This is a genomic window from Agromyces sp. NDB4Y10 (genome assembly GCF_001620055.1).
In the GTDB taxonomy this organism is placed as follows: domain Bacteria; phylum Actinomycetota; class Actinomycetes; order Actinomycetales; family Microbacteriaceae; genus Agromyces; species Agromyces indicus.
In genome coordinates, this window is sequence record NZ_LQGY01000039.1 from 13768 (window position 1) to 26051 (window position 12284).

Genomic DNA, 12284 nt, shown 5'->3' on the forward strand with positions numbered 1-12284 from the left:
GCCATGGGGCGCGTCCGACCCACAAGCCTACTTGTCCCCGCCGGACCGGGAGCCGGCACGGGGAGCGGCCGGATCCGACACCGCGACGGTCCGGGCCCGCGTCATCCGCCGCCATGGCGAACGGGGCTCGCCGTAGGATCGGACCATGCCTGAGCTCGTCATCCCCTCGTCGCTCCTGCCCGCCGACGGCCGCTTCGGCTGCGGACCGTCGAAGGTGCGGCCCGAGCAGCTCGCGCACCTGGCCGAGGTGGGCCCGCGCCTGCTCGGCACGTCCCACCGGCAGGCGCCGGTGAAGCAGCTCGTCGGCCGCGTCCGCCGGGGCATCGCCGACCTGTACGCCCTGCCCGACGGCTACGAGGTGGTGCTCGGCAACGGCGGCTCGACCGCGTTCTGGGATGCCGCCGCGTTCGGGCTGATCGAGCGCCGCGCGCAGCTCGCCTCGTTCGGCGAGTTCGGCGCGAAGTTCGCCAAGGCCGCCGCCGCCCCGTGGCTCGAGGCACCCGACGTGCGGAAGGCCGAACCCGGTTCGCGCGCCGACGCGGCGCCCGTCGAGGGCGTCGACGTGTACGGCTGGCCCCAGAACGAGACGTCCACGGGCGTGCAGGCGCCCGTGCGCCGGGTGCACGGCGACGAGGGCGCCCTCACGGTCATCGACGCGACCAGCGCCGCCGGCGGGGTCCTCGTCGACCCGGCCGAGTTCGACGTCCTCTACTTCGCGCCGCAGAAGAACTTCGCCTCGGACGGCGGGATCTGGTTCGCGATCATGTCCCCGGCCGCCATCGAGCGCATCGAGCGGATCGCCGCGTCCGAGCGGTACATCCCCGAGTTCCTCTCGCTGAAGAACGCGGTCGACAACTCGCGCCTCGACCAGACGCTGAACACGCCCGCACTCGCGACCCTGCTCCTCCTCGAGAACCAGCTCGAGTGGATGAACGCGTCCGGCGGGCTCGCCTGGGCCGACGCGCGCACGCGCGAGTCGTCGGGCGTCCTCTACGACTGGGCCGAGTCGCGCGAGGTCGCGAGCCCGTTCGTCGCCGACCCGGCGCACCGCTCGCAGGTCGTCGTCACCATCGACTTCGACGAGTCGACGGATGCCGCGGCCCTGGCGAAGACGCTCCGGTCGAACGGCATCGTCGACACCGAGCCGTACCGGAAGCTCGGCCGCAACCAGCTGCGCGTGGCGACGTTCACCGCGATCGAGCCGGACGACGTGCGGGCCCTCACGGCGTCGCTCGACTGGGTGCTCGAGCAGGCCCGATAGGGTTTCGGCCATGCGGCTGTGGCTCAGGGAGTCCGAGCGGCGTCCCGATCCGGCGCCGGTCCGGACCGATGCGCGCAAGGCGCTGCTGGCGGGCACGGCCGCCTGGGCCGTGGTGCTCGTGGTCGCCCTGGTGATGCGCGACTGGCTCGACTCGATCGGCGCGGGCTGGTTCGTCACCGCCGCGATCATCGGCGTGGCCCTCGGCCTCGTCGGACTCGCGGTGGTGCAGCTGCGCCGTCGGGGCCGGCGCGACCCGGCCGACCGCGACTCAGTCGACTGAGCCGGGCGTCTCCGCCTCGTCGTCGACGACTGCCTCGTCAGCGGCGTCGTCGTCAGCTGCGTCGTCGTCAGCCGCGTCGTCGTCCACGGCTGCGTCGTCAGCGTCGGCGTCGTCGGCGAGCGCGTCGATGTCGATCCCGTCGAACACGTCTTCGTCGTCGTCGGCCGCGGCGTCGTCGGCGTCGTCCGCATCGTCATCGGCGTCGTCGTAGCCGTCGTCCGTCGCATCCGCGTCGTCGGGCCCGGCGTCGCCGTCGTCGCCCGATCCGTCGCCGTCACCGTCGACCTCGTCGCCCGTCGCGGCCTCGGCCGCCGCAGCCTGCGCGGCCCGGTACTCGGCCAGTCGCTCCGACCACGGCACCCACTCCGGCGCGAGCAGCGCGCGCTCGCCGGGCAGCAGCTCGGTCTCGAGCACCGTGGGCTCGCCGTCCTCGACGCGCGCGAGCGTGACGCTCCAGTGCCAGCCCGGGTACCCGGTCAGGTCGGCCGCGAAGTGCAGCGAGAGCACGTGCTCGCCCTCGGCGACGTGACCGATCACCGAGCCGACGGTCTCCGGTGCCGTCACCTCGAGCAGCGCGCGCTGCGCGAGCGCCACCGAACCGAGCAGCACCTCGTCGGGCGCCCATGAGGGTGCCGGGGCCTGCTCGGCCGTCTCGTCCGGGCCGGCGGGCTCGAGCTCGGGTGCGTCAGACATCCAGCTCGTCCGCGACACGCCGCAGCAGCGCCGCGATCTTCCGGCTGTGCGCGTTGTCGGGGTAGCGGCCGCGCTTGAGGTTGGCGCCGATGCCGTCGAGCACCTTCACGAGGTCCTCGACGATGACCGCCATGTCGTCGGCCGGCTTGCGGTTCAGGCGCGCGAGACTCGGCGGCGCGTCGAGGACGCGGACCGAGAGGGCCTGCGCACCGCGCTTGCCCTCGGCGACGCCGTACTCGAGGCGGCTGCCCGAGCGGACGGTCGCTCCGGCGGGAAGCGCCGAGGCGTGGAGGAAGACCTCCTGGCCGTCATCGCCCTGGATGAAGCCGAACCCCTTCTCCTCGTCGTAGAACTTGACCTTGCCGGTGGGCATACGAATGAACCTCGCTCTGTCGTGGGGGCGCGCCGGAACCGCGGCGACGTCGGATTCCAGTCTAGGTCCCGCACGCGAGCGGGGCGGCTGGGCCTATTCTGGACGAGTGAGCAGTCAGGGTCCCATCGCCGACCAGCGCGTCGAGCGTATCCTCGCCTACATGGTGGCGGCGACCGTGGGCCTGTCGATCATCGCGTTCCTCGCGGTCATGTTCGGCACGCTCGCCGGCGTCGGCGCCGACGACGGGTTCAGCCAGGGCATCTGGCCGTTCGTGCTGGTGCTGCCGCTGATCGGGCTCCCCATCGGGTTCCTCCTTCTCATCGCACTCCTCATCGTCAACGGCGTCCGCCGGTCGAGGGAGTCCCGGCAGGGCTCCGACTGAGACATGCTGGTGCTCGCCGCGAGGCTCCGCGCGCTGCAGCGCGAGCGGCTCGCGGACGCGCTCCGGACCCGCGAATTCGACGCCGCGGGCGTGCGCGACCTGTTCGACCTCGCCGAGGCGATCACCTCGCACGACTCGATCGACCATGCACTGGACCGCCTCGAGCGACCGACCCTCGCGGTCCTCGCGGCGAGCGCCGCCACCGCCGACGACGCGGGGTGGACCTCGAGCGCCCTCGTCGACGCCGAGCTGGCTCGGCTCGGCGCCGCCGAGCCGCTGGCGGATGACGCGGCATCCGCCCTCGACCGGCTGGATGCCTCGTTGCTCGCGCTGCGCGACGGTGACCGCGTGCACGTGCCCGGCGAGGTGCGCGCCCGCCTGGCCGCACGGCTCGGCGACGACCTGCCCGACGCCGAGGCGCTCGCCGCGCCCGCACCGCCGGTGGCCGTGCGGGCCGACCGCCCCGACCACGGCCTGCTCGAGCGTCGCGCGGCCGAGGCCGCGTACGCGACGGTCGCCGCGACCGCCGAGCTGCTCGCCGGACTCGCCGCGCAGCCCGCGCGCGAACTCGCGAAGGGCGGGCTCGCACTGCCCGACGCCAAGCGACTCGCCGAGGCGACCGGCGTCGACCTCGCCGAGCTCCCCCGGCTCGTCCGTCGCGCCATCGAGGCCGGCCTCGTCATGCGAGACGGTCCCGTGTGGCTCGAGTCGGACCGCGGCGCCGAGTGGGCGATGAACGCCACCGCGGCGCGCTGGACCCGCCTCGCCGAGTCGTGGCGCGAACGCATCCCGGCCGCGCTGCGCGACCTCGTCGTGCGCCGCAGCGAGGGGCTCAGCGCGAGCTCGGTGCGCGACGACGCGACCTGGTACTACCCCGGCGGCGGCCGCTGGCTCGCCGACGGCCTCGATCGACTGCTCGAGGACGCCGAGGCGCTCGGCCTGGCGGTCGCGGGCGAGCCCGTCGAGACGGCGCGTCTCGTGCTCGCGGGCGATCTCACGGGCGCGGCCGAACGCCTCGCGCGGCACTTCCCCCACCAGGTCGACCGCGTCTACGTGCAGCACGACCTGACGATCGTCTCGCCGGGCCCCCTCGAGCCGTCGCTCGACGCGCGGCTGCGCGGCTTCGCCGACGTCGAGGGGCGCGACCTGGCCTCGAGCTACCGGGTGACCGCGGCATCCGTCAATCGCGCACTCGCCGCGGGCGAGACCGCCGAATCCATCCGCTCGTTCCTCGAGTCCATCTCGCTGACCGGCATCCCGCAGCCGCTCGAGTACCTCGTGGGCGAGTCGGCGGCGCGATTCGGCAGCGTGCGGGTGAGCGCGGCGGATGCCTCCGACGCCCCCGCTCGTTCGTCCGTCCGCTCGGACGACGCGCAGCTGATCGGCACCCTCGCGGTCGACCAGTCGCTCTCGGCGCTCGGCCTGCGCCAGGCCGGGCCGCACCGCCTGATGTCCCGCTTCCCGCCGGACGTCGTGTTCTGGGGTCTCAGCGACGCCCGCTACCCCGTCGCCGCGGAGGACGCGCAGGGCCGCATCATCCGGCTGCGCCGCCACCACGTGGGCCACGTCCCGGCTGCGGCGCCCCGCTCCGATCCGATCGAGGACCTGCTCGACCGGATCGCCGAGGCCGACGCGGGCGGGGGAACCGAGCAGGCGTGGCTCGCGCGCCAGCTCGAGGCCGCGGCCCGGGCGAAGGAGACCCTGACCGTGACCGTGCGGATGCCCGGCGGCGACACGGCCGACTACCTGCTGGCGCCCGCGAGCGTCGCGAACGGACGACTGCGCGCCCGCGACCGCAAGGCCGACATCGAGCGCACCCTCCCGATCTCGGCGATCGCCGCGGTCGCTCCGGCGCCCGCCGGCAGTTGAGTCCGCGTCGAGGCGCCGAGGCGACCGCTCCGGGTGACCTCGGAGGATCCGGGCATAGACTGGTCCGCTATGTCAGACGGCCCCCTGATCGTCCAGAGCGACCGCACCGTGCTCCTCGAGGTGGCGCACCCGCTCGCCGAGGACGCGAGGCACGACCTCGCGATCTTCGCCGAGCTCGAACGCGCGCCCGAGCACATCCACACGTACCGCATCACGCGGCTCGGACTGTGGAACGCGCGCGCGGCCGGACACACGGCCGAGGACATGCTCGGCACGCTCGAGCGGTATGCGAAGTTCCCCGTGCCGCAGACCGTGGCCGTCGACATGCGCGAGACGGTCGGGAGGTACGGCCGGCTGGTGGTCGACCGCACGGATGACGGCGCACTGCGGCTCCGCAGCGACGACCTCGCGGTGCTCACGGAGGTCGCGGGCGCCAAGCGCATCGCGCCCCTGCTCACCGAACGCATCGACGAGGCCAGCTTCCTCGTCGAGGCGTGGGCGCGCGGGCAGCTCAAGCAGGAACTCGTGAAGCTGGGCTGGCCGGCCGAGGACCTCGCCGGCTACACGCCCGGCACGCCGCATCCGATCGACCTCGAGCAGAACGGATGGCACCTGCGCGACTACCAGCAGAAGGCCGTCGACAACTTCTTCGACGGCGGCTCGGGCGTCGTCGTCCTGCCGTGCGGCGCGGGCAAGACCCTCGTCGGCGCGGGCGCGATGGCGACCGCGAAGACCACGACGCTCATCCTCGTCACGAACACCGTGTCGGCGCGGCAGTGGCGCGACGAGCTGCTGAAGCGCACGTCGCTCACCGCCGACGAGATCGGCGAGTACTCGGGCCAGGTCAAGGAGATCAAGCCCGTCACCATCGCGACCTACCAGATCCTGACGGCGAAGCGGAAGGGCGAGTACGCCCACCTCGCGCTCCTCGACGCGCTCGACTGGGGCCTCGTGGTCTACGACGAGGTGCACCTGCTGCCCGCGCCGGTGTTCAAGCTCACGGCCGAGCTGCAGGCGCGCCGCCGCCTCGGGCTGACCGCGACCCTGGTCCGCGAGGACGGGCGGGAGGGCGACGTCTTCTCGCTCATCGGGCCCAAGCGCTTCGACGCGCCGTGGAAGGAGATCGAGGCGCAGGGCTTCATCTCCCCCGCGGCCTGCTACGAGGTGCGCATCGACCTGCCGCAGTCCGAGCGGCTCGCGTACGCGGCATCCGCCGACGACGAGCGATACCGGCTGGCGGCCACCGCGCCGGCCAAGCTCGGAGTGGTGAAGGAACTCGTGGCGCGGCACGCGGGCGAGCGGATCCTCGTCATCGGCCAGTACCTCGACCAGATCGAGGAGCTCGCCGACGCGCTCGGCGCACCCCAGCTGACCGGCGCGACTCCGGTCGACGAGCGCGAGCGGCTGTTCCAGGAGTTCCGCGACGGGACCACGCCGGTGCTGGTCGTGTCGAAGGTCGCGAACTTCTCGGTCGACCTGCCCGAGGCGACCGTCGCCATCCAGGTCTCGGGCTCGTTCGGCTCGCGGCAGGAGGAGGCGCAGCGACTCGGACGCCTGCTGCGGCCGAAGGAGTCGGGTCTCTCGGCCAACTTCTACACCCTGGTCGCGCGCGACACGGTCGACCAGGACTTCGCGCAGAACCGGCAGCGCTTCCTCGCCGAGCAGGGTTACTCGTACACGATCCTCGACGCGCACGCCCTGGCGGCCTGAGGCTCGGCGGGCATCCGCCGGTCGGGGCCCGCTGCGTCTTCTCCGGTGAGGCGCGCTACGTCTCGTCGACGCGGTCGGCACGCCCGCGCCCGGCGCGCCGGCCGACCCACCAGGCGAGCCGATCGAGCAGGATCACGAGCGCCGAGAGCACGGAGATGTACACGAGCACCTCGAGCATCGCCACGAACGAACCGAGCGCGCCGAGCTCGTCGGTGTCGAGGAACGGGTAGGGGAAGCGGTCGGGGACCTCCGGCAGCGCGAGGGCGCGCCAGAGGAAGATCATCCCGTACGCGAACGGGTACAGCACCCACCATCCGATGTCGCGCCAGCGGACGACGCGGTGCGGCCCGAACAGCACCCAGTCCACGAGCACCATCACGGGGACCACGTAGTGCACCGCGAAGAGCGCCCGCTCCGACAGCTGCTCGCGCGGGTCCTCGACGAACAGGCCCGGGATCGGATTCGCCAGGTCGTTCAGCAGCACGTGCGACACGATCATGGTCGTGAGGATCCAGACCGTGACGCCGCCGCGCAGGCGCGGTGCGGGTGTCGCCGTCGTGGCGCGCCGCACCATCCAGTACAGCGCCGCGGCGTAGTAGCCGAAGACGATGACGTTGCTCTGCGTCGTGAAGTACGCCAGGCGCCGTTCCGCGGCGATGAGTCCCCAGAGCACCACGACGACGATCGCGACGCGCCACCAGAATTGCGGGGTCGCCCACACGTTCACGCGACGCTCCTCGCGCGTCCCGGGGTCGCTCATCGCCTGTTCCGACGCCTCGATCGCCACCCGGTCACCCTCCTCGTCGAGCGGTCGCCGCGCGCGCCGCAGGCCGAATCTAGGCACGCGCCCGGCCACTGTCAACCGGCCCGGCCGTAGCGGAGGAACAGCATCCGCTCCCCCGCGATCGCGTGCACGAGGCGCATGCGGCGGGCGACCTCGTGCGCCGACGACGCCGTGCGCGGCGCGTCGCCCGCGACGATCGTCGGACTGAGCGTGAGGCACGTCTCATCGACGAGGTCGGCCTCGGCGAGCGCGCCGTACAGGCCGGGACCGCCCTCGCAGAGCACGGACGGCATGCCGCGAGCGGCCAGCTCGTCGAGCGCCCCTCCCAGGTCGACGCGGTGCTCGCCCGAGACGATCACGTCGGCGACCTCCGCGAGCGCCGCGCGGCGGTCGGCGGGCGCGTGCTCGGACGTGACGACGAGCGGTCGCGCGACGGCGTCCGTGAAGAACGGATGCCGCGGCGGGAGCCCCAGCCGCGAGGAGACCACGGCGAACCTGGGCTGCGGTTCGCGGCCGCGCGCGGTCCGCCATGCGGCATCCGCGTCGACCACGGCGGCGCCGCCGTAGCCCTCTGCTTCGACCGTGCCGGCGCCGACGAGCACCACGTCGGCGTGCGAGCGGAGGACCGACAGCAGTCGCTGGTCCTCGTGGTCGCCGAGGCTGCCGCTGCGTCCGCCGAGCGTCGCCGCGCCGTCGAGGCTCGCGACCATGTTCACGCGGCAGAACGCCTCGGCGCCCGGCGCGCCCGCGTCGACCACGTCGACCGCGTAGGCGGCGTGCATGCGGTCGGCGTCGAAGCGCGCCCGGCCGGGGCCGACGGATGCCGCGGCGCTCATGCCACGCCGCCGGGCATGTTGTGCTCGAGGAACGCGGGCTCGCGCCACCCCTCGATGGCCTCGACCATGCGGACCGCGTCGACGGTCTCGCGCACGTTGTGCACCCGGACGATGCGGGCGCCCCGGCCGATGCAGTACACGGCGGCGGCGAGCGACCCGGCGAGGCGGTCCCGACGGTCGCGGCGACCCAGGCTCTCGCCGACGAAGTCCTTGTTCGACAGCGCCACGAGCAGGGGCGGCCCGATCGACGCGATCTCGTCGAGCCTCCGCGTGAGCGCCAACGAATGCCGGGTGTTCTTGTTCAGGTCGTGGCCCGGGTCGATCACGATCCGCTCCGGCGGCACCCCGTGCGCGAGCGCGAGGTCGATGCGTTCCCGCAGGAACGTCGACACCTCGGCCACCACGTCGCCGTAGGTCGGCGCGGGGTGCGGCGTGCGCGGCGCGGCGCGGCTGTGGGTGATGACGATCGTGGCATCGCTGTCGGCGACGACGTCGGCCATGGCGGGGTCGTGGATGCCGGTGGTGTCGTTGATGACGTGCGCGCCCGCGTCGATGGCGCGGCGGGCGACCTCGGGCTGGAACGTGTCGACCGAGACGACCGCGGCCGTACCCGCGAGCGCCGCGACGACCGGCACGACCCGGTCCGCCTCCTCGTCGACGGGCACGGGCGGACCGGGCGCGAACTTCGCCCCGCCGATGTCGACCCAGTCGGCCCCCTCGTCGAGGGCGGCGTGCGCGGCGGCGACCGCCCGGTCCAGCTCGAACGTGGCACCCCGGTCGTAGAACGAGTCCGGCGTGCGGTTCACGATCGCCATGACCGCGACCTGACGCGAGAAGTCGAACTCGCGCGGGCCGATCCGGCGACGACCGACGGCCGTCATCGGAGGCTCCCCCGGACCTGCGCCGGTCTCTTCACGCGCCATGACGCGAGTCTCCCACGCCCGGAGCGCCCGGACGGCGCTCATGGCATCCGCTCGTCGCCCGTTCGAGCGATTCCCAGCCAAGTTCCAGCCCACGCGCAGGAGAATCGGGGGCATGAGCGACGGACCTCGAATCCTCATCGTCGACGACGAGCCCAACATCCGCGATCTCCTCACGACCAGCCTCCGCTTCGCCGGCTTCGCGGTGCGCGCCGTGGCCAACGGCGCGCAGACGATCTCCGCGGTGCTCGAGGAGGAGCCCGACCTCATCATCCTCGACGTGATGCTGCCCGACATGAACGGCTTCGGCGTGACCAAGCGCCTGAGGTCTGCCGGCTACACCGCGCCGATCCTCTTCCTCACCGCGAAGGACGACACCGAGGACAAGATCACCGGCCTCACCGTCGGCGGTGACGACTACGTCACCAAGCCCTTCAGCCTCGACGAGATCGTCGCGCGCATCCGCGCCATCCTGCGCCGCACCATGCACGCCGAGGAGGACGCGGTGATCCGCACCGGCGAGCTCACCATGGACCAGGACACGCACGAGGTGCTCGTGGGCGACACCCCGGTCGAGCTCTCCCCCACCGAGTTCAAGCTGCTGCGCTACCTCATGCTGAACCCGAACCGGGTGCTCTCCAAGGCGCAGATCCTCGACCACGTCTGGGAGTACGACTTCAACGGCGACGCCGGCATCGTCGAGAGCTACATCTCGTACCTGCGCCGCAAGCTCGACCAGCACTCCTCCGAGCCGCTCATCCAGACCAAGCGCGGCTTCGGCTACATGCTGAAGTCGTCGAAGCCGTAGCCCAGCGCCGGTACAGGGTGCCTGCGTAGACTCGCCGACGCCATGCATCAGAGCCTCGCCGACCGCTGGAGCCGCGTCTCGCTCCGCACCAAGATCACGGGCGTCACCGTGCTCATGCTGACGCTCGGGCTCCTCGTGTCCGGCATCGGCACCGCGGCGATGCTGCGCACCTACGTCGAGGCGCAGCTCGAGTCCAAGCTCAGCGCCATCGCGTCCGGCGACCTCGACAAGTACTTCGACGGCGGACCGGGCTCCGGCCGCGACGCCGGCGGCCTGGACTTCAGCGACGCGAACGACGACGTGTTCATCGCGCTGTACGACGCGCGCACGGGCGAGTTCCGCGACCACAACTGGAAGGACCGCGACCCGTCGACCTACCCGATGCTGCCGGAGCGGCTGACGCAGGGCGAGGTGTACGCGTGGAACTCCAGCGGGGGCTTCCGCGTCTTCTCCCTCTACGACGCCGGCGGCGAGCCGACGTTCCGGGGCGTCTACGCGGTGGTGACGGCCGACCAGCAGGGCGGGCTCGCGCCGATCATCGTCGCGATCTCCTCGCGCGACACCGAGCGGATCCTCGCGGCGTACCTGACGATCTTCCTCGGCTTCGGCCTCGGCGTCGTGCTCGTCGGCGCGCTGCTCACCCGGATGCTCGTGACCTCGACGTTCGCTCCCCTGCGGGAGGTCGAGCGCACGGCGGCCGCGATCGCCGACGGCGACTTCGGCCAGCGGCTCGGCGGCGCGACGCCCAACACCGAGGTGGGCCGGCTGAATCGCTCGCTCAACACGATGCTGAACCGCATCGACCGGGCGTTCCGCGACCGCGCACGCACGATCGACCAGATGCGGCGATTCGTCGGCGACGCGTCCCACGAGCTCCGCACGCCGCTCGTGTCCGTGCGGGGCTACGCCGAGCTCTACCGGATGGGCGCGCTGCAGACCCCCGAGGACGTCGCGCAGGCGATGGACCGGATCGAGAAGGAGGCCATCCGGATGGGCGGCCTCGTCGAGGACCTGCTCGCCCTCGCACGCCTCGACGAGGCGAAGCCGCTCGACCTCGCCGAGGTCGACCTGGTGCCGCTTGCACGCGATGCCGCGCTCGACGCGATGGCCGCGAACCCCGGCCGCGTGGTGACGGTGATCGCGCCCGAGGAGGTGCGAACGGGCTCGAACGACACGGTGCCGGCCGACGTCGAGGTCGACCTCGATTCCGCGACGACGCGTCCCGGTGGCGCGATGGCGCTCGCCGGCGCGACGCTCGCGCGCCTCCGGGGACGCCGCACGCCGACCTCGTCCGAGAACGGCGGGCGCACCCGACGCGGTCGCGGGTCGCGCGGGGCCGCGACGCGCACGGGCGAGCTGGCCCTGCCCGCGGCCACCCGCACGGGCGACCTGGCCGCACCCACGCGCACCGGCGAGCTCTCGGTACCCGCCGCCGGCGGCCAGTCCGGCGAGGCGCCCATCGTCCCGGTCCGCCGCGCGGTGGTCCTGGCCGAGGAGAACAAGGTCCGGCAGGTCATCACCAACCTCATGGGCAACGCCATGCGCTTCACCCCCGAGGACAGCCCGATCGAGATCCGCGTCTCGGTGGACGACGCGGCCGAGCGCGCGGTACTCGAGATCATCGACCACGGCGAGGGCATCCCGCCGCAGATCCGCGAGAAGATCTTCCAGCGCTTCTGGCGGGCCGACACCTCGCGCACGCGCGAGACGGGCGGATCGGGCCTGGGACTGGCGATCGTCTCCTCGATCGTGAGCGCGCACAACGGCCAGGTCGACGTGGTCGAGACGCCCGGTGGCGGCGCGACCTTCCGCGTGGCGCTGCCCCTGGCGGGCTCGTCGGCGGCGCCGCACCCGGTCGCGACCTCCTGAGCCCGACGGGCCGGTCCTCCGGGGCCACGACCGCTCCTCCCCACCTCTCCCGCGGGCGCGATCGGGCAACGGATGCCGCGGCACCCGCCGTGCCCCCGGTCGCGCCCGCGTAGCGTCCGACGGGCACCCCGGGAGGTTCCCGGGGCTCCCGACGAGAGGACCATCCATGACCCGATACCAGGTCGACAGCGAGCAGGTCGCGGCGGCGACCGCGAGTGCGCAGGGCACGATCGGACGCATCCAGTCGGAGATCGCGTCGCTCGTCGCCCAGCTGACGGGCCTGCAGGCCTCGTGGTCGGGCCAGGCGGCGACGGCGTTCCAGGCGGCGGTGACCGACTGGCGCGCCACGCAGCAGCAGGTCGAGCAGAGCCTCGCGGGGCTGAGCCAGGCGCTCGGCGCGGCGGCGTCGCACTACGCCGACGCCGAGTCGGCCAACGCCCGGCTGTTCCTGCGCTGAGCGCTCGGCACGACGACGAAGGGCGCCTCCCGGAGGAGGCGC

At 73.1% G+C, this 12284-nt stretch carries 13 protein-coding genes; 8 read left to right on the forward strand and 5 right to left on the reverse strand.

The annotated features are described in order from the left end of the window. Positions 1-145: 145 nt before the first annotated feature. Together serC and AVP42_RS10155 are read left to right on the forward strand one after the other, a co-directional pair. Complete coding sequence (serC, locus tag AVP42_RS10150; protein WP_067948665.1) at positions 146-1261, forward strand: phosphoserine transaminase; 1116 nt, start codon at positions 146-148, stop codon at positions 1259-1261. Between the two features lie 10 nt (positions 1262-1271). Then, positions 1272-1541, forward strand: a complete 270-nt coding sequence (locus AVP42_RS10155; protein ID WP_067948667.1) for a DUF2530 domain-containing protein — start codon at positions 1272-1274, stop codon at positions 1539-1541. Here AVP42_RS10155 and AVP42_RS10160 read toward each other — a convergent pair. Then, positions 1530-2234: a DUF3027 domain-containing protein gene (locus tag AVP42_RS10160; protein WP_082847159.1), complete on the reverse strand. Its 705-nt coding sequence runs from the start codon at positions 2232-2234 to the stop codon at positions 1530-1532. The genes AVP42_RS10155 and AVP42_RS10160 overlap by 12 nt on opposite strands. Continuing rightward, positions 2227-2607: a cold-shock protein gene (locus tag AVP42_RS10165; protein ID WP_067948668.1), complete on the reverse strand. Its 381-nt coding sequence runs from the start codon at positions 2605-2607 to the stop codon at positions 2227-2229. Before AVP42_RS10165 ends, AVP42_RS10160 begins: the two co-directional genes overlap by 8 nt. A gap of 106 nt (positions 2608-2713) precedes the next feature. On the opposite strand from AVP42_RS10165, the gene AVP42_RS10170 reads away from it, so the two are divergent. The 3 genes from AVP42_RS10170 (at position 2714) to AVP42_RS10180 (ending at position 6568) form a co-directional block, all read left to right on the forward strand. Continuing rightward, positions 2714-2989, forward strand: a complete 276-nt coding sequence (locus tag AVP42_RS10170) for a hypothetical protein (protein ID WP_067948671.1) — start codon at positions 2714-2716, stop codon at positions 2987-2989. Between the two features lie 3 nt (positions 2990-2992). After that, a complete protein-coding gene (locus AVP42_RS10175) occupies positions 2993-4858 on the forward strand; it encodes a helicase-associated domain-containing protein (RefSeq protein ID WP_067948673.1) in 1866 nt (621 codons plus the stop codon). A 69-nt stretch (positions 4859-4927) separates the two neighbouring features. After that, positions 4928-6568, forward strand: a complete 1641-nt coding sequence (locus AVP42_RS10180; RefSeq protein WP_067948675.1) for a DNA repair helicase XPB — start codon at positions 4928-4930, stop codon at positions 6566-6568. Between the two features lie 55 nt (positions 6569-6623). Here AVP42_RS10180 and AVP42_RS10185 read toward each other — a convergent pair whose 3' ends face one another. The 3 genes from AVP42_RS10185 to folP all read right to left on the reverse strand — a co-directional run bounded on the left by AVP42_RS10185 (position 6624) and on the right by folP (position 9069). Then, positions 6624-7328 carry a Pr6Pr family membrane protein gene (locus AVP42_RS10185; protein WP_082847165.1) on the reverse strand — a complete coding sequence of 235 codons (705 nt, stop codon included), beginning with the start codon at positions 7326-7328 and terminating at the stop codon, positions 6624-6626. Positions 7329-7426: 98 nt separating this feature from the next. Beyond that, on the reverse strand, positions 7427-8188 hold the full coding sequence (locus tag AVP42_RS10190; RefSeq protein WP_067948679.1) for a pyrimidine reductase family protein: 762 nt from the start codon (positions 8186-8188) through the stop codon (positions 7427-7429). Further along, complete coding sequence (gene folP / locus AVP42_RS10195) at positions 8185-9069, reverse strand: dihydropteroate synthase (RefSeq protein ID WP_157356792.1); 885 nt, start codon at positions 9067-9069, stop codon at positions 8185-8187. The genes AVP42_RS10190 and folP overlap by 4 nt, the downstream gene beginning before the upstream one ends. A 154-nt stretch (positions 9070-9223) precedes the next feature. Here folP and AVP42_RS10200 point away from each other — a divergent pair, with 154 nt between their 5' ends. The 3 genes from AVP42_RS10200 to AVP42_RS10210 all read left to right on the forward strand — a co-directional run bounded on the left by AVP42_RS10200 (position 9224) and on the right by AVP42_RS10210 (position 12242). Continuing rightward, positions 9224-9916, forward strand: a complete 693-nt coding sequence (locus AVP42_RS10200) for a response regulator transcription factor (protein WP_067948682.1) — start codon at positions 9224-9226, stop codon at positions 9914-9916. A gap of 42 nt (positions 9917-9958) precedes the next feature. Further along, positions 9959-11785: a cell wall metabolism sensor histidine kinase WalK gene (locus AVP42_RS10205; RefSeq protein ID WP_067948684.1), complete on the forward strand. Its 1827-nt coding sequence runs from the start codon at positions 9959-9961 to the stop codon at positions 11783-11785. 166 nt (positions 11786-11951) lie between these two features. After that, the gene (locus tag AVP42_RS10210) at positions 11952-12242 is read left to right on the forward strand and encodes a WXG100 family type VII secretion target (RefSeq protein WP_067948686.1); all 291 of its coding nucleotides are present in this window, start codon (positions 11952-11954) and stop codon (positions 12240-12242) included. Positions 12243-12284 lie beyond the last annotated feature (42 nt).